This window comes from Kaistia sp. UC242_56, from assembly GCF_044452255.1.
GTDB lineage: Bacteria > Pseudomonadota > Alphaproteobacteria > Rhizobiales > Kaistiaceae > Kaistia > Kaistia defluvii_A.
This window is the reverse complement of the sequence record NZ_JBIOAN010000002.1, coordinates 1,265,238-1,291,992: the sequence shown is the minus strand read 5'-3', so window position 1 is coordinate 1,291,992 and position 26,755 is coordinate 1,265,238. Positions and strand designations below refer to the sequence as shown.

The following is a 26,755-nucleotide window of genomic DNA, read 5'->3' as shown; positions in this document are numbered from 1 at the left end:
TTTCCGTTTCGCGCGACCGTCAGGTCACCGCGCCGATCTGCCATGGCACGAACTCATTATCGCCGAATCCGAAATCTTCACTGAGGGTATACTGACCCGACGCGGTGGCGATAACAGCTTCGAAAATGCGCTGACCGGCCGCCTCGATCGTATCCTCGCCCGTGACGATGCCGCCGCAGTTGACGTCCATGTCATCCTGCATGTGCTCGTACATCTCGCTGTTGGTAGCGACCTTGATGCACGGCGCAGGCTTGAAGCCGGAAACGGAACCGCGACCCGTGGTGAAGACGATGACGTTGCAGCCGCCCGCGACCTGCCCCGTTACCGCTACGGGATCGTAGCCGGGTGTATCCATAAAGACAAACCCGGTCTGGTTGATCGGCTCGGCATATTCATAGACCGCTTCGAGCGGCATCGTGCCGCCCTTGGCGACCGCGCCGAGCGACTTTTCCAGAATGGTGGTGAGCCCGCCGGCCTTGTTGCCATGCGAGGGATTGTTGTTCAGTTCCGCGCCGTTACGCACGGTGTAGTCGCGCCACCATTCGATCCGGTCGACCAGCTTCTGCGCCACGGCCGGCGTCACGGCGCGGCGGGTCAGGAGATGCTCGGCGCCGTAGATCTCCGGCGTCTCGCTGAGCACGGCGGTGCCGCCATTCTGCACGATCAGATCGGCCGCATAGCCGAGCGCCGGATTGGCCGAGATGCCGGAATAGCCGTCGGAACCGCCGCATTGCAGCGCCAGTTTCAGGCCGGAAAGCGGCACCGTCGTGCGCTTTGCAGCGTTGGCGATCGGCAGCATCTCGCGGATGATCTCGGAGGCGATCTCGACCGTCTTGCGCGCGCCGCCGAGGCGCTGGATCGTCATGGTGCGCAGCATGGGCCCGACCTCGAGACCGAACTTCTCGACGATCGGCTCGATCTGGTTGGTCTCGCAGCCGAGGCCAATCATCAGGATGCCGGCGAAGTTCGGATGCTTGGCATAGCCGCTCAGCGTGCGGGTCAGATAGGTGTAGCCCTCGGCCTTGGTCGAGATGGCGCAACCGGTGCCATGCGTCAGCGCCACGACGCCGTCGACATTCTCGAAAGCGTCCAGCGCGCCGCCGCGATTGAAAGCGTCGGCGATGGCGCGCGACACGGTGGCCGAGCAGTTCACCGAGGTGATGATGCCGATGTAATTGCGGGTGCCGACCTCGCCATTGGCGCGGACATAACCCTCGAAGGTGCGGCGCTCGGCTTCCGGCAGCAGCGGCGTCGGCCGCGCGTCGGCGGCGAAGTTGTGGGTAACGTCGCTCTCCTGCATCGCCAGATTATGCAGATGCACATGCTCGCCGGGCTGGATCGCGGCGCTCGCCGTCCCGATCACTTGGCCATATTTCAGCACCGGCTGGCCGGCCTCGATCGGCTGGATCGAGATCTTGTGGCCGGAGGGAATCTCGTCCCGCGCCACGACATTGCTGCCGGGCAGCACGGTGCCGGCGGGAATGACCGCCCGCGCCACGCTCACATTGTCTTGCGGGTTGAGCAGGATGACAGGGGATGACGGCGTCGGGAGCGACATGATCATTTCCGTTAAAATGGTTATTGCGTGCATCAATCAATCATGTTAGATCTGCTCTAGTCAACAGAAAAACAATAATAATTATAGGATATGGGAGCACTGCCGGCATGGTGTGCCAAGGCAGGAATCGAGCCTATGCGTAGATCTCGATAACGAACGCGCCACTTCCAAACTTAAGATTCAGAAATACGGCTCCGTTGCGATTCATCATCGTTACGGAATGTGCGGGGTTGCGCCTTGTCATATGAATTCGATTTCTCGTTCCTGAACGATTATCTGCCGGAACTTTGGCACGGAATCTGGCTGACGCTTGGAATGACCGTCGTCTCGATCGTTCCGGGCTTCGCGCTCGGCACCGGTTGCGCCGTCGGCCGTCTCTATGGCCCGCCCTGGGTGCAGCGCCTCGTCACCATCTATGTCGAGGGCATCCGCAACACGCCCCTGATCATCCAGGTGTTCTGGCTGTTCTTCGGACTGGCGGTTCTGCAGGTCCGCGTCGGCCCCTTCCCCGCCGCCGTGATCGCGCTGGTCATCAATGTCGGCGCCTATACGGCCGAGATCATGCGCGCCGGCCTGCAGAGCATTCCCAAGGGCCAGCTGGAAGCCGCCGCCTGCCTGGCGCTGAAGCCGAGCCAGAGCCTCTGGTCGGTACAGATCCCGCAGGCGGTCGAGCGGGTCTATCCGGCCCTCGTCAGCCAGTTTGTGCTGATGATGCTCGCGACCTCGATCATGTCGCAGATCTCGGCCGAGGAACTGACCGGCGTCGCCTACATGATCCAGTCCTTCACCTTCCGCGGCTTCGAGGTCTACCTCGTCATCGCCGGCATCTACCTCGTGATGTCCTGCCTTCTGCGCCTGACCCTGCTCGGCGTGGCGCAGGTGTCCTTCCCGCGGCGGCGGCGCCTCGGCACGCCGCTCTAGCCTTCCGCCCGCCTGCTCCCGCCTGCCCCTTCCACGATGCACGGATCCCGCCCATGTTCGGACTGACCATCGAGCAGATCGCCTTCATCTTCCGCGGCGCCGGCTGGACCATCGTCCTGTCGCTGCTCGGCTTCGTCGGCGGCACGATACTGGGCCTGCCGGTGGCGCTGGCGCGCGCCTCGCGCCGCCGCAGCCTGCGGACCGCCTCCGGCCTGTTCGTGCAGTTGGTGCAGGGCATCCCGCTGCCGGTCATCATGTTCGTCGTCTATTTCGGCATCTCGATTGGCGGCTATGACGTGCCGGCGCTGGTCGCCGCCGGCATCGCCATGACGCTCTATTCCAGCGCCTATCTCGGCGAGATCTGGCGCGGCTGCATCCAGGCCGTGCCGAAGACGCAGTGGGAAGCGGGCGAATGCCTGGCGCTGACCAACACGCAGCGCTTCGTCTTCGTCATCCTGCCGCAGGCGCTGCGCATCGCCGTGCCGCCGACGGTCGGCTTCCTGGTCCAGATCGTCAAGAACACCTCCTATGCGGTGGTGATCGGCTTCTTCGACCTCACCTACTCGGCCAAGGTGATCAACAACTCGACCTTCATGCCCTTCACCGTCTTCACCATCGCGGCGCTGATCTATTTCGCCATCTGCTTCCCGATGTCCGTCCTGGCGCGCCGGTTCGAGCGCCGGCTGAGCCGGAGCTGAGGAGAGCCAAATGAACATCGCCGCCACCCCGCAACGCGCGACCGAGATCCAGAGCATGACCCGATCCGATACCCCGCTCGTCCGCTTCCAGGGCGTCCGCAAGAGCTTTGGCGAACTCGAAGTGCTGAAAGGCATCGATCTTGAGGTCAAGTCGGGCGAGGTCGTGGCGCTGATCGGCCGCTCGGGCTCCGGCAAGAGCACGGCGCTGCGCTGCGTCAACGGGCTGGAGCGGATCAATGCCGGCGAACTCACCGTCTGCGGCCGCACGCTGCATGACGGCAAGGTCGACCTGCGCGACCTGCGCCAGGACGTCGGCATCGTGTTCCAGAGCTACAATCTGTTCCCGCATCTGACGGTCGAGCAGAACGTCACCCTCGCCCCGCGCAAGGTGCACAAGATCGGCTCGAAAGAGGCGCGCGAGCTGTCCGATCAGGTGCTGGCGCAGGTCGGCCTTTCTGACAAGGCGAAGAACTATCCCGAGCAGCTTTCCGGCGGCCAGCAGCAACGCGTCGCCATCGCCCGTTCTCTGGCCATGCGGCCCAAGCTGATCCTGTTCGACGAAGTCACCTCGGCGCTCGACCCGGAACTGACCGGCGAAGTGCTGCGCGTCATCGCGAAGCTCGCCGCCGAAGGCATGACCATGATGCTCGTGACCCACGAAATGGCCTTTGCCCGTTCGGTCGCGGACCAGATCGTCTTCATGCACCAGGGCCGCATCTGGGAGAGCGGCAAGGGCGACATGCTCGACAATCCCCAGACGCCGGAGCTGCGCCAGTTCGTCGGCAACGGTCTCTAAACGACGCCAGAGGCGTCAAACCGAACTACCCAGTGGAGGAAACACCATGAACTTCAAGCATTTGGTCGGCGGGCTCACCCTGTCGCTCGCGCTCTGCGCCGGTGCGGCGACGGCCCATGCCGATACGCCCGCGCAGATCAAGGAGCGCGGCACGCTGCGCGTCGCGGTCGATATCGGCCATCCGCCCTACGGCATGCTCGACGCGCAGGCGCAGGCAACCGGCTCCGACATCGAGACCGCCAAGCTGCTGGCCGACGATCTCGGCGTGAAGCTCGAAGTTGTGCCCGTCTCGGGCGCCAACCGCGTGCCGTTCCTGCTCGCCAACAAGGCCGACGTCGTCATCGCCTCGTTCTCGATCACGGCCGAGCGTAAGAAGGTCGTCAACTACTCCAAGCCCTACGGCGTCATTCCCGTCGTCGTCTCGGCCCCGAAGGCGGTCGCGATCGCCACGGCTGCCGATCTCGCCGGCAAGAACATCGCGGTCGCCCGCGGCACCACCGCCGACATCGAGCTGACGCGCGCCCTCAAGGAAGCCGGCGCCGCCGCCAGCATCGTCCGCTACGAGGACGAGGCGACCACCAACACCGCCGTCGCCACCGGCCAGCAGGATGTGTTCGCGGCCGCGCTTTCGACCGCCAATTCGGTCGCCGAGCAGAACGCCGACAAGGGCCTCGAGGTCAAGCTGACGCTCGCCGCCTACCCGATGGCGATCGGCCTGCGCAAGAACGACGCGGAACTCAAGACCTGGGTCGATGAGTGGGTCGTGACCAACCTGAAGAACGGCAAGCTGAACGAGATCTACGTCAAGTATTTCAATCAGAACCTGCCGGAAACCATCCCCGAATAAGAAGCGCAGCGGGCCCCTCGGGGCCCGCCTTTTTCCCGAGATGATTGTCCGGGCCTTCGGGCCGATCTACCGGCTCCGCCATCATCCTGAGGCGCTTCGCGCGAGCGAAGCCTCGAAGGAGGCTCCAGCGGAGCTCGTTCGATGCAGACGAAGCCGTATCCCGCCTCCCTAGAAGCGTTCCCTGGACCCTCCTTCGAGGCCCGGCTTTGCCGGGCACCTCAGGATGATGGTCGAGTTCTGGGAGTCGCAGAGATCGGCGCGGCGCTCTGTTTTCCAGACCACGTCCGACAAAGGCGCACCGACATGACCGAGACCCGAGAGATCACCGGCAAGACCCGCGTGCTCGGCATCCTGGCCGACCCGATCGCGCATGTGAAAGCGCCGCCGGGCATCAACCGCATCGCGCGCCAGCGCGGCCGCGACGCCGTCATGGTGCCGTTCCAGATCTCCCCGGAGACGCTGCCGCACTTCGCCGACGCGCTGCGGAACCTCAGAAGCTTCGACGGGGCCATCATCACCGTGCCGCACAAGGGAGCGATGGCCTCGCTGTGCGACGAGGTCAGCGCCAGCGCCCGCGCCATTGGCGCCATCAACGTGATCCGCCGCGAGCCGGATGGCCGGCTGGTCGGCGACATGCTGGACGGCCTAGGCTTCGTCGCGGGCCTGACAGTCGCCGGCATCCCGATCGCCGGGCGAAGCGCCTATCTGGCCGGCGCCGGCGGCGCAGCCAACGCCATCGCCTTTGCGCTGGTCGAGGGCGGCGTGTCGAAGCTGACGATTGCCAACCGTACCCGCACCAAGGCCGAGGCGCTGCGCGAGCGCATCCTGGGACTTCATCCGGATGCCAATGTCCTCATCGGCGACAGCGACCCCAGCGGCCATGACCTTGTCGTCAACGGCACCTCGCTCGGCATGCGCGCCGAAGACGCCGCGCCGCTCGATTTCGCCCGCCTGAGGCCCGAGATGATCGTCGCCGAGGTGATCATGCAGCCGGCCATGACGCCGCTGCTGATCGCGGCCGAGGCCGCCGGCTGCCGCATCCACCTGGGCAAGCCGATGCTCGACCAGCAGTTGGAACTCATGGCGGACTATTTCGGGCTGTAGCTCAGGAAGACCCTCACCCCACCCCTCTCCCGCAAGCGGTAGAGGGAGCCCATCGCACCCAGTCTTGCCGTCGACACTGCCTCGACGGAAAAGCCCTCGCCCGCTCTCGGGAGAGGGTGGGGTGAGGGAATTGCTGGCTGAACGTCGCGGACGCCATGCGCTTATGATGCATATGCGGGCTCGTCGCCCCGGCGAAGGCCGGGGCCCATAAACACCGGCCAAGGAAACGGGTCGCACTTCGGCGGGGATGATGGGCGGAGCGTATACCTGAGGCCTGCTTCACTTCTCCCGCCGGGAGGGACAAGGAATAAGGCCATCCATGGCGGGCTTGCTGGCCCCTAGCGGCCGGTGGCGCGGCGGGCGAACTGGGGCTTTTCCTCGAAGAAATCGGGATAGCGCTCGCGCAGGCCCTCGAGGCGGGGCAGCAGGTCGCGCACATGCACGCGCATGGCCTCGCGCGCGTCTTCAGGGCGGTGCTCGCAGATCGCCTCGACCACCGTCGTGTGCTGGGCGACGACCCGGCGCGACGTGTCGATTTCAGGCAGCGTCAGGTAACGGACGCGGTCGAGATGGCCGCGCGCCTGCTCCACCGGGCGGCCGAGCCCGCGCAGGCCGGCGACTTCGCAGATCAGCCGGTGTGTCTCCTCGTCGAGCAGGTGGAATTCCGGCCACCGCTCGGCCTCGAGCGCCGCCGCGTGGCGGGCGAGCACGGCGCGCAGGCGGATGATGCCGTCCTCGTCGATGATGCGCGCGGCACGTTCCGCCGTGGCGCACTCGATCGCCTCGCGCAGGAACTGCGCCTCCAGCAGCGCTTCCATGCGGATCGGCGCGATCACCGTCGCGAGCTGCGGATAGCTGGTCAGCAGCCCCTCCTCCGACAGGCGGATGAAGGCCTCGCGGACGGGCGTGCGGCTGACGGAGAGGCGGTTGGCCACGTCCTGCTCGGAGATCGGCCGGTTAGGCACGAGCTGCAGCGACAGGATCGCCCGTCGCAGCAGGTCATAAACCTGCTGCGAGGCGCGCCGGTCGCGCGTGAGATTGGCGTCGTCCAGAATCGCCCCGAGCGAGTGGTTTCCCGCTTCCATGATTCCGCCCCCTGCTTTTTTATTCGGCTTTTTTGCGTCCCACCCTCGGTGGACACGCTGAATCTTAGAATGAAACCAAACGTTTCCGCCGTCCACTCCGGCCAAAGAAGCCGATTGTTGGGCCATATTGTCAAGAACCGTAGACTAGAATACTAGTGCCGGGACGCACAAAGAGGCAAGGGAAGCCCGACTGGCACACGGATCCGAGCGGTCTGGAGCCGGGGAGTGATCCGGCTGCGCGAACCCATCGCGACACCGGATCCTGGCAGCTCGACAAGGCCCGCGCGGTTCCGCCCTCACCGGCGCAGTTCCACTAGGATGCCTCCGGGAGGAGGTTCGACCAAGGCGACGCAATGAACACCACGAACCCTATGGCTTCCACGCCGAACCGCACGGTCCCGCACCTGGCATCGAACGGGAGCCTTACGATTCCGCCTAGGTCGGATTGCCACAGCCATCCGGTGTTGCGATCGCCGTCCGCGGGGACTATGCCGCCATCGACGGAACGGGCCGGTGCAATGTCATGACGGGCCAAGCCGCCTCGAAGATCCGCGCCGTGTAGCAAAAGCCGCTGCCATCCGCGATCTCGCTCCCCCTACCGAGCCCACCAACAGCAGGCGACGGGATGATCTCATACTCGTTTGACTTCTCATTTCTTTTGACGACCTGGCCCGCCTTCATGCGCGGCGCCTGGCAGACGATCCTGCTCGCGGGGACGTCGATCGCCATCGGCTTCGTCGTCGCGCTGGTCTGCGCCATCATCCGTTCCGGCAAGAACAGGCTCGCCTCCGGTCTGGTCGGCGCCTATGTCGAGGTAATCCGCAACACGCCGCTTCTGGTGCAGATCTTCATCGTCTATTTCGGCCTGCCCAGCCTCGGACTGCGGCTCTCGGCCGAAACGGCCGCCGTCATCGCCTTGGTGATCAACACGGGCGCCTATGGCAGCGAGATCATCCGCGCCGGCATCGAGTCGATCGCCAAGGGCCAGATCGAGGCGGCCGAATGCCTCGGCCTCAACAAGCTGCAGATCTACTGGCACATCGTGCTGATCCCGGCCGTCGAGCGCGTCTATCCGGCGCTGTCGAGCCAGTTCGTGCTGCTGATGCTGTCCTCCTCGATCACCTCGCAGATCTCGGCGCAGGAACTGACGGCCGAGGCGAACATGATCCAGTCGGAGACGTTCCGCTCGTTCGAGGTCTACCTGATCGTCGCGGCCGTCTATCTCGCCCTCTCCGTCCTCTTCCGCGTCGTCCTGTGGGCCATCGGCGAAGTCGCCTTTGTCCGCCGCCGCAAGCTGCGCACGTGAGGTGAGGTGAAGCCATGATCACGTTCTCCTCCACCCATCTGATCTACCTCATCGAGGCCGCGCGCTGGACGCTGCTGCTGTCGGTGCTGGCCTTCATCGGCGGCGGCATTGTCGGCCTCGCTCTGGCGCTCGGCCGCGTCTCGCAGATCCGCTGGCTGCGCTGGGTGTCGTCCGCCTACATCCAGATCATCCAGGGCACGCCGCTGCTGGTGGTGCTGTTCCTGGCCTATTTCGGCCTGTCGATCCTCGGCCTCGATATCCCGCCGATCGTCGCCGCGGGCCTGTCGCTGACGCTCTACACCTCGGCCTTCCTGGGCGAGATCTGGCGCGGCTGCATCCTCTCCGTGCCGAAGACGCAGTGGGAAGCCTCCAACTGCATCGGCCTGAACCGGCTGCAGCAGTATCGCTACGTCATCCTGCCGCAGGCAGCCCGTATCGCGATCCCGCCGACCGTCGGCTTCATGGTCCAGATCATCAAGAACACCTCGATCACCTCGATCATCGGCTTCGTCGAGCTCGCGAGAGCTGGACAGATCGTCAACAACTCGACCTTCGAGCCGTTCATCACCTTCGTCTTCGTGGCGATGATCTATTTCGCCATGTGCTACCCCCTCTCTCTCGCCAGCAGACATTTCGAAAGGAAGCTCAATGTCGGTAAATGAAGCCACCGGCACGAGACCTCGGAACGAAGCCGTGCCGGGCGCCGAACCCATCATCGTCGTCGACAATGTTTCGAAGAGTTTCGGCCCCCTCCAGGTGCTGCACGGTGTGTCGCTGACCATCGAGCGCGGCACCATGGTCGCCATCGTCGGACGCTCCGGCTCCGGCAAGAGCACGCTCCTGCGCTGCATGAACGCGCTCGAGGAGATCAATGGCGGCGCCATCGAGGTGTGCGGCAACAAGGTCTCGATGGGCGACCGCCCGTCGGTCAAGCGCCTGCGCACCGATGTCGGCATGGTGTTCCAGAGCTACAACCTGTTCCCGCACCTGACCGTGCTGCGCAACATCACGCTGGCGCTGACGGTGGTGCAGAAGAAGCCCCGCGCCGAGGCCGAGGCGATCGCCCAGAAGGTGCTCGCCATGGTCGGCCTCGCCGACAAGGCCGAAGCCTATCCCGAACAGCTTTCGGGCGGCCAGGCGCAGCGCGTCGCCATCGCCCGCTCGCTCGCGCTTTCACCAAAAGTGCTGCTGTTCGACGAAGTGACCTCGGCGCTCGACCCGGAACTGACCGGCGAAGTGCTGAAGGTGATGGAAGACCTCGCCCGCGAGGGCATGACGATGGTTCTGGTGACGCATGAAATGGCGTTTGCGCGCCGGCTCGCCGACGTCGTCGTGTTCATGCATCAGGGCAAGGTCTGGGAGGCAGGTCCGCCGGCCGAGATTTTCGCAGATCCGAAGACTCCGGAACTGCGCCAGTTTCTCAGCAGCGGCCTTTGACGTTTCAACTGGAGGTAATGACATGAAGTTTCTGACGCGCGTCGCGCTCGCCGCGACCCTGGCACTCGGCGTCGCCGGTGTTGCCAAGGCCGATCTTCTGGCCGACATCAAGGCCAAGGGCGAAATCGCGATCGCCATCGACCTCGGTGCGCCGCCATGGGGCATGACCGATGCCAACCTGAAGCCCGCAGGCGCCGACGTCGACGTCGCGAACAAGCTGGCCCAGGATCTCGGCGTCAAGATGCGCCTCGTCGAAGTGACCGGCCCGAACCGCGTGCCGTTCCTGCTCACCGGCAAGACCGACATCGTGATCTCTTCCTTCGCGATCACCCCGGAGCGCGCCAAGGTCGTCGACTTCGTCCCCTACTCGGTCAACCGCCTGATCGTGTTCGGCCCCAAGGGCGTCGAGATCAAGTCGCTCGAGGACCTGTCCGGCAAGCGCGTCGGCGTCGTCCGCGGCAATCTGCAGGACACCGAGCTGACCAAGAAGGCTCCGGCCGACACCAAGCTCGTCCGCTTCGACGATGACGCGACCACGATCACCGCGCTGATGTCCGGCCAGGTCGACGCCATGTGCGCGCCCTACGGCATGTTCCTGACCCTGTCCGAGCGCTACCCGGCCAAGGAACTCGAAATGAAGGCCGAAGTCGTCCAGCAGCCGCTGGGCATCGGCCTGCGCCAGAACGAGCCGGAGCTGAAGGCCTGGCTGCTCGATTGGGTCAAGAAGGGCGCCGACGACGGCTCGCTCTCGACCATCTTCGAGAAGTACATGGGCGCCAAGCTCGACCTGGCTCCGTTCCTGGCGGACGCCAAGTAAGATCTACGCCCCGGCGTGAAAAGAAGGGCTGCCCGCAACCGCGCGGCAGCCCTTTTCATTAGGGCCTCTGGATCAGACTGACCGGCTCCAGACCGAGCTTGGCCTTGCGGGCGGGTATGTTCATCGCGATCACGCCTGCAACGACGAATGCGAGGCCGAACCAGGCCGCCGGCGACAGAGTCTCGCCCAGAACCACCGCTCCGATCGCCACGCCGATCGGCACACGCAGATAGGCCTGTGCCGTCGTTCCGACGGATCCGAGCGTCTGGACCAGCCGAAAATAGATCACGAAGGCAAGCGCCGTCGAAAACACCGATAGGGCCAGCAACGCCAGCACCGACTGCGCCGAAGGCGCCAGCGTCCAAGGCCGATCCACGATGAGGCTCAGAGGGACCATCAGGGCCGCGCCGCAGATCAACGAACCTGCCGCCGGCATCATCGGATCGAGGCCCTTGAAGTTCTTGCCGAAGATCGCCGCCCCCGCATAGCAGACCGTGGCGGCGACGATGGCGAGTTGGGCCACGAGTTGGTGCCCGATCCCGGCCAAGGCTTGGACGCCGACGATCAGGCAGATTCCAATCAGTCCGGCGCCAACTCCGAACAGCTTTCGCCCGGTCACGGCCTCGTGCCGCGTAACAAGCCATGTCAGCAGGAAGGCGAAGACCGGCGTCGTCGCGTTCAGGATACTGGCAAGGCCCGCTTCGGTCGTCTGCTGCGCCCAGGCGATCAGCGTGAAGGGAACGACGCTGTTCAGGCACGCCTGAAGCAGGAAGCGTTTCCATGTCTGCCGGTCCTTTGGCAGGGCAAGCCCCCGCAGGCGGAGGATCGCGAGCAGGATCGTTCCGGCAATCAGGGTTCTCACCGCGATCAGGGTTACGGGCGGGATGGTCTCAACACCAATCTTGATGAAGGTATAGGACGCGCCCCATAGCGTCGAAAGCAGGAGCAGAAGTGCCAGTTCCCTGGCCATATTCGGCTTGCTCGTAACGTCGGATTTGCCCGTCATTTTCTGCTTTCCCGCTTCCTGGTATTTCCAGGGCTTATAGCGGGTTCCGGACGACAGATGTTTCGGCCGCGGCCGAACTGTCCCTGGCTTGCGGACTGCAGGTGGAAGACGGCTTTCCCGTCAGTTCACCAGCCCGGATTGCGCGCCGGCGCAGCGGCAGGTCAGGCGGACGCCGGGGCCCTCGCCCTCGGCAGGGATGAGACGGACGCCGCCATCTTCGAAAGCTCGAATCAGCAGCGCCTCCGTGGCCCGGTGAATCGCATGGCGATTGCACTCGAAGTCCTTGATCGTGCTACGCGACACGCCCGCGAGGCTGGCGAGATGCTCCTGTGTCCAGTTAAGCAGTCCCCGCGCCGCCCGACATTGCTCCGGAAGCAGATTCATCGTTTCAAAGCCTTGCCTAACGTCCCCCAAGTCAACCATAATGGGTGAGATCAGGCAATGGGGCCTGTGTTCGAGCGGGCCACGGCACCAATGACGGACGACGCATCGCTAATTCTGATGGTCGGCCTGCCATTTGCCGGAAGCATTCTCGCTGCGGCGCTCCCCACAAATGCCCGAACCGCCGCCGCGGCCCTTGCCGGCGGCGTGACAACGATCTGTCTCATCATCGCGGTCATGCTCTATTCGCCCGTCGCCTCCTTCGGCGCTGTGCGCAACGAGATCGACTGGATCCCCGCGCTCGGCCTCAATTTCTCGCTGCGGATGGACGGCTTCGCCTGGATGTTCGCGCTGCTGGTCGCCGCGATCGGCCTGCTCGTGGTGCTCTATGCGCGCTATTACATGTCGCGCGAAGACCCGGTTCCGCGCTTCTTCTCGTTCTTCCTCGCCTTCATGGGCTCGATGCTCGGCATCGTGCTGTCGGGCAATCTGATCCTGCTCGTCGTGTTCTGGGAGATGACGAGCATCTTCTCCTTCCTGCTGATCGGCTACTGGCACCACAATGCCAGCGCCCGTGACGGCGCGCGCATGGCGCTGACGATCACCGGCATTGGCGGCCTCGGGCTGCTGACCGGCGTGCTGCTGATCGGCCACATCGTCGGCAGCTACGAACTGGACGTCGTGCTCGCCTCCGGCGACCTGATCCGCGAGCATCCGCTCTATGTGCCGACGCTCTGCTTCATCGCCCTCGGCGCGCTGACCAAGAGTGCCCAGTTCCCGTTCCATTTCTGGCTGCCCAACGCCATGGCAGCCCCCACCCCGGTGTCGGCCTTCCTGCATTCCGCCACCATGGTGAAGGCGGGCGTCTTCCTGCTGGCGCGGTTCTGGCCGGTGCTGGCGGGCACGAATGAATGGTTCTGGATCATCGGCCTCGCCGGCATGATGTCCTTCCTGCTCGGCTCCTATTTCGCCATCTTCCAGCAGGACATCAAAGGCCTGCTCGCCTATTCGACCATCAGCCATCTCGGCCTGATCACCATGCTGCTCAGCCTCGGCAGCCCGCTTGGCGCCGTCGCCGCCATCTTCCACATGATGAACCACGCCACCTTCAAGGCGTCGCTGTTCATGGCGGCGGGCATCATCGATCACGAGACGGGTACGCGCGACATGCGGCGGCTGAGCGGGTTGTTCCGCTTCATGCCGTTCACCGCGACGCTGGCGATGGTGGCCAGCGCCGCCATGGCCGGCGTGCCGCTGCTGAACGGCTTCCTGTCGAAGGAAATGTTCTTCGCCGAGACGATCGAGACGCATGTCAATTCGATCCTCGACACGATCGCGCCCTATGCCGCCTTCCTCGGCAGCGCCTTTGCCGTCGCCTATTCGGTGCGCTTCATCCACTCGACCTTCTTCGGCCCGCCGCCGACCGACCTGCCGAGCGTGCCGCATGAGCCGCCCTTCTGGATGCGCTTCCCGATCCTGCTGCTGGTGCTCACCTGCCTCGTGGTCGGCACGCTGCCCGGCCTGACGATCGGACCGTATCTCCACACCGCCGTCACCTCGGTGCTCGGCGACCGGACGCCGGAATACAGCCTGGCGATCTGGCACGGCTTCAACCTGCCGCTGATGATGAGCCTGGGCGCGCTCGCCGCCGGCCTGATCCTATTCGCGCTGCTGAAGAACTATCTCGCCACCAGCGAGGAAGGACCGCCCTATTTCCGCCGGCTGAAGGGCCAGCGCATCTTCGAGCGCGCCATGGTCACGATGTCGTGGCGCTGGGCGCGTTTCCTGGAAGCGCGCCTCGGCACCCGCCGGCTGCAGCCGCAGCTTCGGCTGCTGGTGCTGGTCGCCATCGTCGCCGCCGTGTGGCCGCTGACCATCCTCGGCTTCAATCGAGACAAGCTGACGCTCGCCGGCGCCGATCCGGCCTTTGTCGGCCTCTGGGCGATCGCCATCGTCTGCGCCATCGGCGCCGCCTGGCAGGCCAAGTTCCACCGGCTCGTCGCGCTGACGCTGATGGGCGGCGCCGGAACTCGTCACCTGCATAACCTTCCTGTGGTTCTCCGCGCCCGATCTCGCCGTCACGCAATTGCTGGTCGAGGTGGTCACCACCGTGCTGATCCTGCTCGGCCTGCGCTGGCTGCCGAAGCGCTCGCCGGAAATCTCGGCCGGCGACTCCGGCCTTGGCGCCAAGCTGCGCCGCTATCGCGACCTGATCGTCGCCGCGGCCGCCGGCACCGGCATGATGCTGATCTCCTACGCCATCATGACCCGCTCGATGCCGGACACGATTTCCGACTATTTCCTCGAAAAGGCCTATTCGGAGGGCGGCGGACGCAACGTGGTCAACGTCATCCTGGTCGATTTCCGCGGTTTCGACACCATGGGCGAAATGACGGTTCTGGGCGTCGTGGCGCTGACGGTCTACGCGCTGCTGCGCCGCTTCCGCCCGGCTGCCGACAGTGTCGACTCGCCGGAGCAGCAGCGGATCCAGAACGCGGATGACGATGCGCGGCCCGACCGCAAGCTCGGCGACACGGTCAGCGACTATCTGCTCGTGCCGGCCGTGATCATGCAGTGGTTGTTCCCGGTGATCATCGTCTTCGCCGCCTATCTGTTCATGCGCGGGCACGACCTGCCGGGCGGCGGCTTCGCGGCTGGCATCGCGCTCGCGGCCGCCTTCATCCTGCAATACATGGCAGCTGGAACGGTGTGGGTGGAAGACAAGCTCCGCGTCCTGCCGGTGCGCTGGATCGGCATCGGACTGCTGCTGGCGGTGGCCGTCGGATCCGGCTCCTGGCTGCTCGGCTATCCGTTCCTCACCACGCATTCGCAATATATCGAGCTGCCGTGGATCGGCGCCGTTCCGGCGGCGACCGCGCTGCTGTTCGATTTCGGTGTCTTCTCGCTGGTTCTCGGCGCCACCACGCTGATGCTGATCGCGCTCGCCCACCAGTCGATCCGGCGTCTGCGCGCGCCCCGGGCGGCTGCCGGCTCCAGCGAGGAGGCCTCCTGATGGAACTCATCCTCTCCATCGGCATCGGCGTCCTGATCGGGTCCGGCGTCTTCCTGCTGTTCCGGCCGCGCACCTACCAGCTCATTATCGGGCTGTCGCTGATCGCCTATGGCGTCAATCTCTTCATCTTCTCGATGGGCCGGCTGAAAGTCGCGGCCCCGCCCGTGCTGGCCTCGGGAGGGCCCGTGAATCCCGCCGATTACGCCGACCCCATCCCCCAGGCCCTCGTCCTGACCGCCATCGTCATCGGCTTCGCCACAGCCGCGCTGTTCCTCGTCGTACTGCTCGTTTCGCGCGGGTTGACGGGTAGCGATCACGTCGATGGCCGGGAGCCCAACTGATGGGTTGGCTGGATCATCTCGTGATCGTCCCGGTGCTGCTGCCGCTGCTCACCGGCGCGCTGCTGCTGATGTTCGACGAGCGCCGGCACCGTCTGAAGGCCACGATCAACGTGGTCTCGACGATCCTGCTGGCTTTGGTCGCCGTGTCCCTGCTCGACATCGCCGATACGCCGACGGCCGCGAACAAGGCGGCCGCCCTCGTCTACCTGCTCGGCAACTGGCCGGCGCCATTCGGCATCGTGCTGGTGCTCGACCGGCTTTCGGCGATGATGCTGGTGCTGACCGCGATGCTGGCGCTGCCGGCGCTGATCTATTCGCTGGCGCGCTGGCACAAGAGCGGCCCGCATTTCCACACGCTGTTCCAGCTGCTGCTGATGGGACTGAACGGCGCCTTCCTGACGGGCGACCTGTTCAACCTGTTCGTCTTCTTCGAAGTGCTGCTCGCCTCGTCCTACGGCCTGATGCTGCATGGCTCCGGCCCGCTGCGCGTCAAGGCGGGCCTGCACTATATCGTCATCAACCTGGCCGCCTCGTCGCTGTTCCTGATCGGCGTCGCCATGATCTATGGCGTCACCGGCACGCTGAACATGGCCGATCTCGCCGTGCGCATCGCGCTGGTGCCGGCTTCCGACCGCATGCTGCTCGATGCCGGCGCCGGCATTCTCGGCATCGCCTTCCTGGTCAAGGCGGGCATGTGGCCGCTCGGCTTCTGGCTGCCCACCGCCTATAACGCCGCCGCCGCGCCCGTCGCAGCGATCTTCGCGATCCTCTCCAAGGTTGGCGTCTATGCGCTGATGCGGCTTTCGCCCTTGCTGTTCGGTGCCGGAGCGGGCGATTCGACCGGCTTCGGCGACAACTGGCTTCTGGTCGGAGGGATGGCGACCATGGCCTTCGGCATCATCGGCGTGCTGGCCTCGCAAGCAAAGGGCCGGCTCGCAGGCTTCTACATCCTGGTTTCGTCCGGCACGCTGCTGGCCGCGACCGGCATGGCCAACGCACCGACAACCGCCGGCGCGCTCTACTACCTGGTTTCCTCGACCCTGGCGGTCAGCGCCTTCTTCCTGCTGAACGAACTGATCGACCGCGTGCAGGACCCCGCCGCCAACGTGCTCGCCGTGACCATGGACGCCTATGGCGACGACATGGAGGAGGAAGAGGCGGAAGAGGAAGTCGGCGTCGCCATTCCCGCGACGCTGGTCATCCTCGGCATCTGCTTTGCGAGCTGCGGCCTGCTGCTGGCCGGCCTGCCGCCGCTCTCGGGCTTCGTCGGCAAGTTCGCCATCCTGACGGCGGTGTTCAATCCGAATGGCCTGACCCAGGGCAGCACGCTGTCGCTCTCGGCCTGGACCTTCGTCGGCCTGCTGGTTCTTTCCGGCCTCGCCGCGATGATCGCCATCACCCGCTCGGGCATCCAGACCTTCTGGGCGCCGATCGAGGGCCGCGTGCCGCGCGTGCTGCTGATGGAAATCGCACCGGTCGCCTTCCTGCTGACGCTCTGCGTCGGGCTGACGGTCTTCGGCGGACCGGCGATGCGCTACATGGAACAGACGGCGCAGGCTCTGCATTCGCCCGCCACCTATATCGAGGGCGTGATGCACGCGCCGCGCGTGCCGTCGCCCGCCAAGGAGGCCGCGCCATGAGACGGGTGCTGCCCTATCCGCTGCTGACCGCATCGCTGATCCTGATGTGGCTGCTGCTCAACAGCTTTTCGCTCGGCCACCTGATCCTGGGCACGATCTTCGCCTATGGCGCGTCTTGGGCCATGGCGGCGCTGCAGCCTTCCAAGCCGCGCATCCGGCGCTGGGACGTGATCCCGCGCCTGTTCTTCGTCGTGCTGGGCGACGTCTTCCGTTCCAACGTCGCGGTCGCCGGAATCATTCTCCTCGGTAAGCGGCGGGAGCGCACTTCCGGCTTCGTCATCATCCCGCTCGAACTGCGCGACCGCACCGGCCTGGCGGTTCTCGCCTGCATCCTGACCGCGACGCCCGGCACCGCCTGGGTCGAATATCATGCCGACAATGGCCGGCTGCTGATCCATGTGCTCGATCTCGTCGACGAGAACGCCTGGATCGAGCTGATCCGCAACCGCTATGCGCGCATGCTGTCGGAGATTTTCGAATGAGCGCGACGATCCTCTTCTGGTCCGTCACCCTGTCGCAATGGATGCTGGTCGCGGCCATGGGCTGCGCTGCCTTCCGCGTCATCGCCGGCCCGCGCGCGCAGGACCGGGTGCTCGGCCTCGACGCGCTTTATGTCGCCGCCATGCTGCTGATCCTCACCTTCGGCATCCGCACGGGCAGCACGATCTATTTCGAGGCCGCGCTGGTCATCGCGCTGCTCGCCTTCGTCTCGACGGCGGCGCTCGCCAAGTTCCTGATGCGCGGCGAGGTGATCGAATGACCGGCCTCGACGATTTCCCGCTCTGGGCGGCGATCCTCGTTTCGCTGCTGCTGCTGGTCGGCGCGGCGCTGACCCTGCTCGGCACCATCGGCCTGGTGCGGTTCAACAGCTTCTACGAGCGCGTCCACGCCCCCACGCTCGGCACCACCTGCGGTGCCGGCGGCATCCTGCTCGGCTCGATCCTGTTCTTCTCGGTGCTGCAATCGCGCCTCGCCCTGCACGAGCTGCTGATCACCGTGTTCGTCACCGTGACGACGCCGGTGACGCTGATGCTGCTCGCCCGCGCCGCGATCTATCGCGACCGCACCGAGGCCAAGGCCAACATGCCGGAATCCCGGGCCGACGTTCCTCCTTCCTCGGCGATGTCCTCCGACAGCCTTCCCGACACCAAGGCCTGACGCAACCCTGCCGGGTATCTCGATCAATTTTACGTTACCTTGACGTGTATCAATTCGGCTGTCTTACGGCTCGGCTATCCTTCGCGCTCCATTGGGGTGCAGGAGGTCCAGATGCCACGCATGAAAGCCGCCATCTTCGTTGAGCCGGGTCGTATCGTTCTCGACGAAAAGCCAATTCCCGATGTCGGACCCCGCGATGCCCTGATGCGCATCACCACGACGACGATCTGCGGCACCGACATCCACATCCTCAAGGGCGAGTACCCGGTCGCCAAGGGCCTGACCATCGGCCATGAGCCGGTCGGCGTGATCGAGAAGCTCGGCTCCGCCGTCGAGGGCTATCAAGAGGGCCAGCGCGTCATCGCGGGCGCGATCACCCCCAGCGGCCACAGCTATGCCTGCCTCTGCGGTTGCGGCTCGCAGGATGGTCCCGGCACCAAGCATGGCTTCAAGGCGATGGGCGGCTGGAAGTTCGGCAATACCATCGACGGCTGCCAGGCCGAATACGTCCTGATTCCGGACGCCGCGGCCAATTTGAGCCCCGTGGCCGAGGGCCTTTCGGACGAAGAGATCCTGATGTGCCCCGACATCATGTCGACGGGCTTTGCCGGCGCCGAGAGCGGCGGCGTCCGGATCGGCGACACGGTCGTCGTGTTCGCGCTCGGCCCGATCGGCCTTTGCGCCGTCGCCGGCGCCAAGCTGATGGGCGCCACCACCATCATCGGCGTCGATACGGTTCCCGAGCGGCTGGCTGTCGCCAAGAAGCTCGGCGCCGACATCGTCGTCGACTTCAAGAAGGGCGACCCGGTCGAGCAGATCATGAAGCTGACCGACGGTCGCGGCGTCGACGTCGCGATCGAGGCGCTCGGCACCCAGGGCACGTTCGAATCGGCACTGCGCGTGCTGCGTCCGGGCGGCACGCTCTCCAGCCTCGGCGTCTATTCGAACGATCTCAAGATCCCGCTCAGTGCCTTCTCGGCCGGTCTCGGCGACAACAAGATCATCACCTCGCTCTGCCCCGGCGGCAAGGAGCGCATGCGCCGGCTGATGAATGTCGTCGCCTCCGGCCGCGTCGACCTGAAAGCGCTGGTCACCCACCGCTTCAAGCTCGACGACATCGAGGCGGCCTACGACCTGTTCGGCCACCAGCGCGACGGCGTGCTAAAGGTCGCGATCACCCCCTGAGATCTTGCGTCGGGCGTCCCGGACTCCGCATCGGGACGCCCGCTGCTTCCGCAGATTTCTGCGGCTCGAAGGCTGAACGCCTGACCGGAATCCCAAGCCTGTTCGGCATGGCCGAACCATTTCCCTGCGCTGCCATTCCTTCGACAATGCGGCCGATTTGCCACAGGAATCGACCATCGTCGCCCTAGCTAAGGAATGGCGGCGACGGCACCAACCGCCCATTTACTTGCCCCCTGATTTGCCGTCTGGTTGCCTTAGGGTTGCGCGACGCGCGCGAGGGGGATTCCACAAAATGGTTGGCTTAAATTGGGCCCGCGGCCTTGGCCGCGCGCGGGCAATGCTGTGCCCTGTCTCCGGGCTCGGCGCGCTGCGCTCCCTCTTGCGTCTCGGCGTCGCTGGCGCCGCCCTGTTTGCCATGGGCTCGTCGGCTCGCGCGGTCGAAGTCGCCGTCACCTGGAGCGGCGGCGGTTCCAGCAAGGACTGGAGCAACGCTGCCAACTGGGTCGGCGGCAGCACGCCTTCGGCCACCAGCGACGTGGTCGTCCCAGGAGGCCTGGTCAAGAATCAGACCGTCCAGACGATCGTGAGCACGGATGTCACCGCCGGTTCGCTGACGATCGGCAAGACCGGCGCCGCTGCCAAGGCCATGCTGGTGCAGACGCAAGGCGCCGGGACGCTTGATCTCGGCACCCTGCACCTGCTCGCCGGCGGTTGGCTGCAGCTCGTCGGCACGACCCTGCCAGCCGATCAGGCGTCGCTTACGGTCGACAATCTGAATCTGGACTCGAATTCCATCCTCGATATCGGTGCCGGTAACCTCGTCAACGTGAACACGAGCTTCACCCTCGCCGGCACGGCGCAAGGGGCTGGCACGTTGATCTCCAGCGGGACGATCGTGCAGACGGCTGGCAAGATGGGCATCGATCACGTCACCACCGCCAGCTACAGCCTGACGGGCGGCCAGACGACGGCGACGACGATCACCTTCTCCGACAATTTCGCACTATCGGGAACCGGCAGCGTCAACGACCGCGCCACCACGCTGATCGGCGGCGAGGGTTCAACAATGACCCAGTCGGGCGGCGTGATGGGCGGCACCGTCAGCGGCATCGACAGCTATACCCAGACCGGCGGCACCGTCGGCACCTTCGTCGACGGCTTCATAAACGGCAAGGTGACGACGGCGAACTATGAACTCTCGGGCGGTTCGATGACCGCCGAGGTGAACGTTTCGAAGCTGTTCGCGCTGTCGGGCACCGGCACCGTGACCTCGACCGGACGGATCGTCGGCACGGACGGCTCCGTGATGACCCAGTCCGGAGGCACGATGGCCGGCACGGTCACCGGCATTGATCGCTACACCCAGTCGGGCGGCGCCATCACCGGCACGGTTTCGACGGATAGCTACGAGCTGGCCGATGGCACCGGCGACGGTTTCGAGAACGTCACCATCGGGAGCACGCTGCTCCAGTCGGGCGGCGTGTTTGATTATGATGGCGTCGTCGTGCCCACCTTCACCCAATCGGGCGGCCTGTTTTCCGGCTCGATCCGCGCCGCAACTTACAATCAGACCGATGCAGCGGCGACGTCGGATGGCGGCACCATTAATGCGTCGAGCGCCTTCAACCTCGAGCCGGCAGACGGCACCGCCGTCGTCGCTGCCACACTGGCGGGCACCGGCAATCTGGTGAAATCCGGCGATTCGACCGTCGTGCTCAGCGGCGCCAACAGCTTCACGGGCACGGTTCTGGTCAAGGCCGGCACGCTCGAACTGCAGAACGGCGCGGCGCTCGCCGACACGGCCGCCGTGACGATCGCCGACACGGCCGGCACAGCCTTGCTCATCACCGATTCCGAGCGGATCGGCTCGCTATCGGGCGGCGGCACCGTCACGATCGCGGATGGCGAGACGCTGACCACCGGGGACAGCGCCAATACCGTCTATTACGGCTCGATGGGCGGAGAGACCGGCAACCTCACCAAGGAGGGCTCCGGCAGCTTCACGCTGGCCGGGGAAGTGACGCTCGGAGCGCTCGCGGTCAATGCCGGCACACTCGCGATCGGCGACGGCACCACGACCAATACCGCCTCGTTCGAATCGGCTGTCATCGAATCCGGCGCGACGGTCTACATCGCCAGCGGCGCGACGCTCACCATCCGGGTTCCGCAGAACATCACCAATAACGGCCGTCTGATCAATGACGGCACGGTCAATGACGACCTCGCCAATGCCAGCGACTTCGAAAATAACGGCACCTACAACGCCAATGTCGCCAGCAATACGGACACCATCAACAATAACGAATTCGGGGTGTGGACCGGCAACGTGCTGACCAATGACGGCCAGATCGCCAACCGCGATGGCGGGCGGTGGATAGGTGATATCAAGGGCAACAACAACGCCATCTTCAACAGGGCGGGAAGCACCTGGACCGGCGACGTAGTCCGCAATGGCGGGGGCTCGAACGATGGGGCGCAGATCGACAATTATGGCGCCTGGATCGGCGACGTGAAGAGCAATTCCGGCGGGATCGTCGTCGTCGCAGGCAGTTGGACCGGCGACATTGCGGGCAATAGCGGCTGGATCATCAACAACGTCAACGATACCAACGTCAATATAGACGGCATCAACGCCGCATCGTGGATCGGCACCGTCACAAACGGCACCGGGTCGGTGACCAACGACCATGGCGGAAGCTGGACAGGGGACGTCCTCGGCAATCGCGGCTATATCGCCAATCGGTCCGACGCCACCTGGACCGGCAAGGTCACCGACAATGCCGGCGAGATCGACAATCTCGGCGACTGGATCGGCGACGTGACGGCCAATCATGGCTCGATCTACAATATTTCGGGAAGTTGGACGGGCGACGTGCTGTCGAACAACGGCACGCTCATCAACAACTGGAATGACGACACCGAGAATCCGGGCGGCATCAACCATGCCGTCTGGAACGGCGACGTCTCGACCTTCGAGGGCGTGATCAACGACAAAGGCGGCACCTGGAACGGCCGGGTGCTCGCCAACAACAATGCGATCTTCAACATGGCCGGCGCGACCTGGAACGGCAATGTCGTCGCCAATGGCGGCGGCTCGAACACGCATGCGCAGATCATCAATTACGGCGCCTGGGACGGCGACGTCGAGACCAATGCGCTGGCGATCTACAACAGCAATGGCAGCTGGACCGGCGACGTGCTCGGCAATGCCGGCCGAATCTACAACAATTTCAATGACGACGGCGACAATGCCGGCGGCGTGAACGCCGCTGTCTGGACCGGTGACGTGACCAACACCACCGGCGGCGTGATCAACGATCATTTCGGCATCTGGAACGGCAATGTGCTCGCCAATGACGGTACGATCATCAACCGCTCCGACGCCGTGTGGACCGGCAACGTGGCCGACAATGCCGGAACCATCACCACGGCCGGCACCTGGAATGGCGACTTCACCAATTCCGGCACGGTCAACGCGGAAAACAGGATCAACGGCGCCTTCGACAATCTCGGGCTGCTCACGATTACCGGCTCGCTGTCGGGCATCACGACGCTGACCAATGACGGCACGCTCAACATGGTCGGCGGTGGCGCGGCCGACACGGTGAGCGCCGCGAGCGCGAGCTTCGGGAGCGACTCGTCCTTCAATATCGACATCGATGCGACCGGCCAGAACGACCGGCTCGCGGTCACCGGCCTCGCCACGCTGGACGGCACCGTGCAGGTGACGGCCAAGAGCGGCAATTACGACGCCATGACGACCTATACGATCCTGACGGCCGGCAGCATCAACGGCACCTTCGACGGCGTTACGACGAGCTCGGCCTTCCTCGATGGCCGGCTGACCTATGACCCGAACGACGTCTTCCTGACCTTTGCGCGCAATAATATCGGCTTTGCCGAGGTGGGGTCGACGGCCAATCAGCAGGCCGCGGGTGCGGGAGCGGAATCGCTCGGCGCGGGTAATGCCATCTACGATGCCATTCTGTGGCTCGATGGCGAGCAGGCGAACCGTGCCTTCGATTTGCTCTCCGGCGCTGCCTACGCCTCCTTCGATACCGCCTTTATCCAGGACGCCAGCCTGCTTTCCGACGCCGTGAACGGCCGGATCGACCAGGCTTTCGACGGCGTGGCGGCGGCGCAGGATCCGACTCGCAGGACCGGGCTCTGGGGCCAGATCTACGGCGCCAACACGCGCCTTTCCGGCGACGGCAACACGTCGGACCTGCGTTCGAGCAGCGGCGGCTTCCTCGGCGGCGTCGATGAAGCGCTCGGCGACTGGCGTCTTGGCGTCGTGCTGCAGGCCGGCACCACCAATCTCGACGTCCCGGACCTCGATACCTCCGCCGACAGCACCGACTACGGTCTTGGTGCCTATGGCGGCCGCGAATGGGGCAATACGAGGCTGTCGCTGGGCGCCGCCTACACCCAACACGATATCAGCGCCACCCGTCGGGTCGATTTCGACGGCTTCAGCGACAATCTCGAGGCGGATTATGGCGCCGGCACCGCACAGGTGTTCGGCAAGCTGTCGCAGCGCGTCGATCTCGGCGTCGTGTCGGTCGTGCCGTTCGCGACCCTGGCCTATGTCAGCCAGCGCACCGACAGCTTCAGCGAAACCGGCGGCGCCGCGGCGCTCGACCGCGCCGCCAACCGCTATGACGCGCTGTTCACGACGCCCGGCATCGGCATCGACCGCAACTTCCTGGTCGGCGAAACCATGCTGCTGACGGCAAAGGGCTCGATCGGCTGGCGCCACGCCTTTGCCGGCGACGCCGAAAGCGCGGCTGCGATCGAGGGGGGATCGATCTTCCTGGTCGACGGGACGGCGCTCGAGACCGATTCAGGCCTGCTCACCGCCGGTCTCGACCTCGCCATCAGCCCCCGCTCGGCGCTCAGCCTCGACTATCGCGGGCAGATTGGCACAGACGGCCAGAGCCAGTCCATCAAGGGCAGCCTCGCCACCCAGTTCTAGTGGGGGCGAGACTGACGGCACGAAGCGACGGATCGGCGACCTAGAGCGTTTTCGAGTGAAGTGAGGACCGGTTCGCGTGAAGAAAACGCGACCAAACAAGGGGCTAGAGCATTTCACCGTTTCAAAGAAACGGCGAAGTCTCTAGCCGATCCGCATCGTCGCGATGCCGAGCAGCAGGCCGAGCTTCTCGACCTTGTCGGCGATATGGCCGATGCCGATCGCGCAGTGATGCGCCGGGCATTGGGCATTCCAGGTCTCGACGAAATTCCGCGCGCCTATGGGGAAGCGGTAGCGGCTGTTGGTGTTGCCGATCTCGAGGATCGGACCCGGCACCGATTCCGCTTCCGCCACCACCAGCTTCAGCTTGCCGGCGCCATCCTCGGCGACCGAGAGCAGCGTCACTGGGCCGTGCTTCACCGACATCTCGACGCTGACGCCCGAGCCGACCTTGCCATGATAGACTTTTAGCGGCCGCACCTTGGTCTTGCCCTCGGCGATTTTCGTATGGCCGGGGCCGTCATGGCCCATCAGCACGATGTCGTCGTTGAAATCGATGCCGTAATACTCGGTGAAGGAGCCGCCGACCCCGAAGGTGTCGAGGATCTTCATCGCCTGGGCGTTCTTCACCTCATATTCGCCCGCCACCGGCACGCCGCGCGCCGTCAGGTAGGAGCAGCCGAGGATGACCGAGGAAATCACGTCCTCATGGTCATGGCCGGGCGTCGATTCGTAGTAATAGGCCAGCGAACCGAGCTTGTGCTTCGCGACCAGCCGATCCAGCGCCACCGACGTCCGCGCCGCACGCAGCAGTTCGGCCGGGTCGCAATCGGGCTGGATCTCGAATTCATCGCGAAAGGCGTCGACACGGGCCGTTGCCTCGATCTCGGTTACCTGTTTGCGCAGTGCCGCCAGTTCGTCGATCTCGACGATTTCCAGATGACCGCCAAAGGTCGCGACCTGCGCCGTCGTGTCGGAATAGATGTCGAGCATGCCGTTATAGTAGCGGCCCATCAGGCCAAGGCGGTTGTGCGACATGACATAGGCGACGCGCGCCGCCTCGATCCAGGCCTCGATCTCGCGGTCGACATGCGCGTCGCCATCGAGCACGCCGGTCACCTGATGGAAATCGATGCCCGAGCGGCGGAAGACATTGGCGATCTCCGGCACCGGACAGGCGGCGCAGAAGGCGAGCCATTCGCCGGTCATCAGTGTGCGGTCGTCGAGCGCGTTGAAGCTGGCATAATCGATCGCCGCTTCCGGCTGCAGGTTGAGGATCACGACCGGCACCTTGGCCCGCTGCACCACCGGCAGCACGGTCGAGGAAACCGCATAAGTCGTCACATGCAGGAAGATCAGGTCGACATCGGCGGTGCGGAGCTGGTGGCCGGCGTCCATCGCCTTTTCCGGGTCGTCGATCAGCCCGAGATTGACGATCTCGACGCCGGGTCGCGCCAGCTTTTCGGCCACCCGCTCGATATAGCCGCGCAGGCGCGGTTCGAGACCGGCGAATTGCGGCCAGTAGGCGTTGAGACCGATGCCGAACAGGCCGACCTTGAGCGTGTCATGCGCCATCTTTTTGTCCCCCTCGATCCGCCAGGATTTTTCCGACACGCGCGCCAAGCGCCTCGCCCAGGATGCGATGCGCGTCGGCGTCCAGGTGGATGCCGTCGACTTCGCTGGAGGCGATCACCGAACCGGCGTCGAACACCTCGATGTTTCGGCCCTTCGTCGCGCGGGCAAATTCGGCGGCGAGTTTTCGCGATTTCTCCGTGCCGCCTTCGAACATCTCGGCCAGCCAGCCGAGTTTCGACAAGGCCGCCGGGACGACGAGCAGCACCTTGGGCGGCCTGCCCTGCGGCCCGGTCGCCGAGCCGAGCACGATGTCGGCAAGGCGAACCGCGCCATCGGCGATGTCGCCGGCCTGCATCGAAAGCCGCGCCTTCAGATCATTGGTGCCGAGCTTGATGATGACGAGGTCGAGCGGCATATGCGTCTCGATCGCCACCTGCAAAAACCGCGCGCCATTCTTGTGATGGCCCTCGACGGGATCATCGACGCAGGTGGTGCGGCCGTTCAGCCCCTCGGCGATCACCTGCACATCGTTGCCGAGAGCTTTCTGCAGGACGCCCGGCCAGCGCACATCCGGCGCGAACCGCCCTCCGACGCCGCGCTGCGGCTGCGGTTCCGCGCCCCAGCTGTTGGAATCGCCATAGACCATCACGGTTTTCATCGGGCTTCTCCTTCTTCACCTCTCCCTGAGGGAGAGGTCGGCTCGAAGAGCCGGGTGAGGGTTTAGGAAACGATCCGGTGAGGCCGTAAACCCTCACCCGCCGTCCTTCGGCCGTCGACCTCTCCCTTAAGGCGAGAGGTGAAGAAATGGCAGTCCGTCTCAGGTGAAGAAAGCCCCAGCAAGCCCCTCACCCTTCCCTCTCCCGCAAGCGGGCGAGGGCTTTCTTGGCCGGCGGGGCGGAGGCGTCGAGACCGGGC

At 65.0% G+C, this 26,755-nt stretch carries 22 protein-coding genes and 1 pseudogene; 17 read left to right on the top strand and 6 right to left on the bottom strand.

Features of this window, described 5'->3' with window-relative positions; all coding sequences use genetic code 11:
* Positions 1-19 precede the first annotated feature (19 nt).
* Positions 20-1,558 (bottom strand): UxaA family hydrolase, encoded by a 1,539-nt coding sequence (locus ACHMWQ_RS08760; RefSeq protein ID WP_396307158.1) that lies wholly within the window; start codon positions 1,556-1,558, stop codon positions 20-22.
* A gap of 237 nt (positions 1,559-1,795) precedes the next feature.
* On the opposite strand from ACHMWQ_RS08760, the gene ACHMWQ_RS08755 reads away from it, so the two are divergent.
* The 5 genes from ACHMWQ_RS08755 (at position 1,796) to ACHMWQ_RS08735 (ending at position 5,924) form a co-directional block, all read left to right on the top strand.
* The gene (locus ACHMWQ_RS08755; protein ID WP_266331022.1) at positions 1,796-2,479 is read left to right on the top strand and encodes an amino acid ABC transporter permease; all 684 of its coding nucleotides are present in this window, start codon (positions 1,796-1,798) and stop codon (positions 2,477-2,479) included.
* Between the two features lie 53 nt (positions 2,480-2,532).
* On the top strand, positions 2,533-3,177 hold the full coding sequence (locus ACHMWQ_RS08750; protein ID WP_354552408.1) for an amino acid ABC transporter permease: 645 nt from the start codon (positions 2,533-2,535) through the stop codon (positions 3,175-3,177).
* Between the two features lie 55 nt (positions 3,178-3,232).
* Positions 3,233-3,973, top strand: a complete 741-nt coding sequence (locus tag ACHMWQ_RS08745) for an amino acid ABC transporter ATP-binding protein (protein WP_396309415.1) — start codon at positions 3,233-3,235, stop codon at positions 3,971-3,973.
* A gap of 46 nt (positions 3,974-4,019) precedes the next feature.
* Positions 4,020-4,820: a transporter substrate-binding domain-containing protein gene (locus ACHMWQ_RS08740; RefSeq protein WP_396307157.1), complete on the top strand. Its 801-nt coding sequence runs from the start codon at positions 4,020-4,022 to the stop codon at positions 4,818-4,820.
* 303 nt (positions 4,821-5,123) lie between these two features.
* A complete protein-coding gene (locus ACHMWQ_RS08735; RefSeq protein WP_396307156.1) occupies positions 5,124-5,924 on the top strand; it encodes a shikimate dehydrogenase family protein in 801 nt (266 codons plus the stop codon).
* Positions 5,925-6,262: 338 nt separating this feature from the next.
* Here the strand turns inward: ACHMWQ_RS08735 and ACHMWQ_RS08730 are convergent, their stop codons facing one another.
* On the bottom strand, positions 6,263-7,009 hold the full coding sequence (locus ACHMWQ_RS08730) for a GntR family transcriptional regulator (RefSeq protein ID WP_396307155.1): 747 nt from the start codon (positions 7,007-7,009) through the stop codon (positions 6,263-6,265).
* Positions 7,010-7,637: 628 nt separating this feature from the next.
* Between ACHMWQ_RS08730 and ACHMWQ_RS08725 the strand changes: the two genes are divergently transcribed.
* Genes ACHMWQ_RS08725 through ACHMWQ_RS08710 form a run of 4 tightly spaced genes read left to right on the top strand, consistent with a single transcriptional unit; the run spans position 7,638 to position 10,569 of the window.
* Positions 7,638-8,315: an amino acid ABC transporter permease gene (locus ACHMWQ_RS08725; RefSeq protein ID WP_354552809.1), complete on the top strand. Its 678-nt coding sequence runs from the start codon at positions 7,638-7,640 to the stop codon at positions 8,313-8,315.
* Positions 8,316-8,329: 14 nt separating this feature from the next.
* Positions 8,330-8,977 (top strand): amino acid ABC transporter permease, encoded by a 648-nt coding sequence (locus ACHMWQ_RS08720; protein WP_266331015.1) that lies wholly within the window; start codon positions 8,330-8,332, stop codon positions 8,975-8,977.
* Entirely contained in the window at positions 8,964-9,752 is a 789-nt protein-coding gene (locus ACHMWQ_RS08715; RefSeq protein WP_354552400.1) for an amino acid ABC transporter ATP-binding protein, read from the top strand. Before ACHMWQ_RS08720 ends, ACHMWQ_RS08715 begins: the two co-directional genes overlap by 14 nt.
* Before the next feature lie 22 nt (positions 9,753-9,774).
* Entirely contained in the window at positions 9,775-10,569 is a 795-nt protein-coding gene (locus ACHMWQ_RS08710; protein ID WP_396307154.1) for a transporter substrate-binding domain-containing protein, read from the top strand.
* A gap of 58 nt (positions 10,570-10,627) precedes the next feature.
* Here ACHMWQ_RS08710 and ACHMWQ_RS08705 read toward each other — a convergent pair whose 3' ends face one another.
* Together ACHMWQ_RS08705 and ACHMWQ_RS08700 are read right to left on the bottom strand one after the other, a co-directional pair.
* Positions 10,628-11,575: a DMT family transporter gene (locus ACHMWQ_RS08705; RefSeq protein ID WP_396307153.1), complete on the bottom strand. Its 948-nt coding sequence runs from the start codon at positions 11,573-11,575 to the stop codon at positions 10,628-10,630.
* A 120-nt stretch (positions 11,576-11,695) separates the two neighbouring features.
* Complete coding sequence (locus ACHMWQ_RS08700; protein WP_354552397.1) at positions 11,696-11,959, bottom strand: helix-turn-helix transcriptional regulator; 264 nt, start codon at positions 11,957-11,959, stop codon at positions 11,696-11,698.
* 90 nt (positions 11,960-12,049) lie between these two features.
* Here ACHMWQ_RS08700 and ACHMWQ_RS08695 point away from each other — a divergent pair.
* The 8 genes and pseudogenes from ACHMWQ_RS08695 (at position 12,050) to ACHMWQ_RS08660 (ending at position 24,268) form a co-directional block, all read left to right on the top strand.
* A pseudogene (locus tag ACHMWQ_RS08695) lies at positions 12,050-14,969 on the top strand (monovalent cation/H+ antiporter subunit A).
* Entirely contained in the window at positions 14,969-15,310 is a 342-nt protein-coding gene (locus ACHMWQ_RS08690; RefSeq protein ID WP_354552393.1) for a Na+/H+ antiporter subunit C, read from the top strand. Before ACHMWQ_RS08695 ends, ACHMWQ_RS08690 begins: the two are co-directional and overlap by 1 nt.
* Positions 15,310-16,950 carry a monovalent cation/H+ antiporter subunit D gene (locus ACHMWQ_RS08685; protein WP_396307152.1) on the top strand — a complete coding sequence of 547 codons (1,641 nt, stop codon included), beginning with the start codon at positions 15,310-15,312 and terminating at the stop codon, positions 16,948-16,950. The genes ACHMWQ_RS08690 and ACHMWQ_RS08685 overlap by 1 nt, the downstream gene beginning before the upstream one ends.
* Entirely contained in the window at positions 16,947-17,432 is a 486-nt protein-coding gene (locus ACHMWQ_RS08680; protein ID WP_396307151.1) for a Na+/H+ antiporter subunit E, read from the top strand. Before ACHMWQ_RS08685 ends, ACHMWQ_RS08680 begins: the two co-directional genes overlap by 4 nt.
* Entirely contained in the window at positions 17,429-17,710 is a 282-nt protein-coding gene (locus ACHMWQ_RS08675; RefSeq protein WP_354552387.1) for a K+/H+ antiporter subunit F, read from the top strand. Before ACHMWQ_RS08680 ends, ACHMWQ_RS08675 begins: the two co-directional genes overlap by 4 nt.
* Complete coding sequence (mnhG, locus tag ACHMWQ_RS08670) at positions 17,707-18,108, top strand: monovalent cation/H(+) antiporter subunit G (RefSeq protein WP_396307150.1); 402 nt, start codon at positions 17,707-17,709, stop codon at positions 18,106-18,108. The genes ACHMWQ_RS08675 and mnhG overlap by 4 nt, the downstream gene beginning before the upstream one ends.
* 111 nt (positions 18,109-18,219) lie before the next feature.
* Positions 18,220-19,293, top strand: a complete 1,074-nt coding sequence (locus tag ACHMWQ_RS08665) for an NAD(P)-dependent alcohol dehydrogenase (protein ID WP_354552383.1) — start codon at positions 18,220-18,222, stop codon at positions 19,291-19,293.
* 292 nt (positions 19,294-19,585) lie between these two features.
* A complete protein-coding gene (locus ACHMWQ_RS08660; protein WP_396307149.1) occupies positions 19,586-24,268 on the top strand; it encodes an autotransporter domain-containing protein in 4,683 nt (1,560 codons plus the stop codon).
* A 141-nt stretch (positions 24,269-24,409) separates the two neighbouring features.
* Here ACHMWQ_RS08660 and ACHMWQ_RS08655 read toward each other — a convergent pair whose 3' ends face one another.
* Positions 24,410-25,840, bottom strand: a complete 1,431-nt coding sequence (locus ACHMWQ_RS08655; protein WP_396307148.1) for an arabinose isomerase — start codon at positions 25,838-25,840, stop codon at positions 24,410-24,412.
* Positions 25,830-26,498: an SGNH/GDSL hydrolase family protein gene (locus tag ACHMWQ_RS08650; protein ID WP_396307147.1), complete on the bottom strand. Its 669-nt coding sequence runs from the start codon at positions 26,496-26,498 to the stop codon at positions 25,830-25,832. Before ACHMWQ_RS08650 ends, ACHMWQ_RS08655 begins: the two co-directional genes overlap by 11 nt.
* Between the last annotated feature and the right edge of the window lie 257 nt (positions 26,499-26,755).

Coding starts and splice junctions, on each gene's coding strand:
- ACHMWQ_RS08760 (WP_396307158.1), bottom strand. CDS start 1,558: ATGTCGCTCCCGACGCCGTCATCCCCTGTCATCCTGCTCAACCCGCAA.
- ACHMWQ_RS08750 (WP_354552408.1), top strand. CDS start 2,533: ATGTTCGGACTGACCATCGAGCAGATCGCCTTCATCTTCCGCGGCGCC.
- ACHMWQ_RS08745 (WP_396309415.1), top strand. CDS start 3,233: ATGACCCGATCCGATACCCCGCTCGTCCGCTTCCAGGGCGTCCGCAAG.
- ACHMWQ_RS08740 (WP_396307157.1), top strand. CDS start 4,020: ATGAACTTCAAGCATTTGGTCGGCGGGCTCACCCTGTCGCTCGCGCTC.
- ACHMWQ_RS08735 (WP_396307156.1), top strand. CDS start 5,124: ATGACCGAGACCCGAGAGATCACCGGCAAGACCCGCGTGCTCGGCATC.
- ACHMWQ_RS08730 (WP_396307155.1), bottom strand. CDS start 7,009: ATGGAAGCGGGAAACCACTCGCTCGGGGCGATTCTGGACGACGCCAAT.
- ACHMWQ_RS08720 (WP_266331015.1), top strand. CDS start 8,330: ATGATCACGTTCTCCTCCACCCATCTGATCTACCTCATCGAGGCCGCG.
- ACHMWQ_RS08715 (WP_354552400.1), top strand. CDS start 8,964: ATGTCGGTAAATGAAGCCACCGGCACGAGACCTCGGAACGAAGCCGTG.
- ACHMWQ_RS08710 (WP_396307154.1), top strand. CDS start 9,775: ATGAAGTTTCTGACGCGCGTCGCGCTCGCCGCGACCCTGGCACTCGGC.
- ACHMWQ_RS08705 (WP_396307153.1), bottom strand. CDS start 11,575: ATGACGGGCAAATCCGACGTTACGAGCAAGCCGAATATGGCCAGGGAA.
- ACHMWQ_RS08700 (WP_354552397.1), bottom strand. CDS start 11,959: ATGAATCTGCTTCCGGAGCAATGTCGGGCGGCGCGGGGACTGCTTAAC.
- ACHMWQ_RS08690 (WP_354552393.1), top strand. CDS start 14,969: ATGGAACTCATCCTCTCCATCGGCATCGGCGTCCTGATCGGGTCCGGC.
- ACHMWQ_RS08685 (WP_396307152.1), top strand. CDS start 15,310: ATGGGTTGGCTGGATCATCTCGTGATCGTCCCGGTGCTGCTGCCGCTG.
- ACHMWQ_RS08680 (WP_396307151.1), top strand. CDS start 16,947: ATGAGACGGGTGCTGCCCTATCCGCTGCTGACCGCATCGCTGATCCTG.
- ACHMWQ_RS08675 (WP_354552387.1), top strand. CDS start 17,429: ATGAGCGCGACGATCCTCTTCTGGTCCGTCACCCTGTCGCAATGGATG.
- mnhG (WP_396307150.1), top strand. CDS start 17,707: ATGACCGGCCTCGACGATTTCCCGCTCTGGGCGGCGATCCTCGTTTCG.
- ACHMWQ_RS08665 (WP_354552383.1), top strand. CDS start 18,220: ATGCCACGCATGAAAGCCGCCATCTTCGTTGAGCCGGGTCGTATCGTT.
- ACHMWQ_RS08660 (WP_396307149.1), top strand. CDS start 19,586: ATGGTTGGCTTAAATTGGGCCCGCGGCCTTGGCCGCGCGCGGGCAATG.
- ACHMWQ_RS08655 (WP_396307148.1), bottom strand. CDS start 25,840: ATGGCGCATGACACGCTCAAGGTCGGCCTGTTCGGCATCGGTCTCAAC.
- ACHMWQ_RS08650 (WP_396307147.1), bottom strand. CDS start 26,498: ATGAAAACCGTGATGGTCTATGGCGATTCCAACAGCTGGGGCGCGGAA.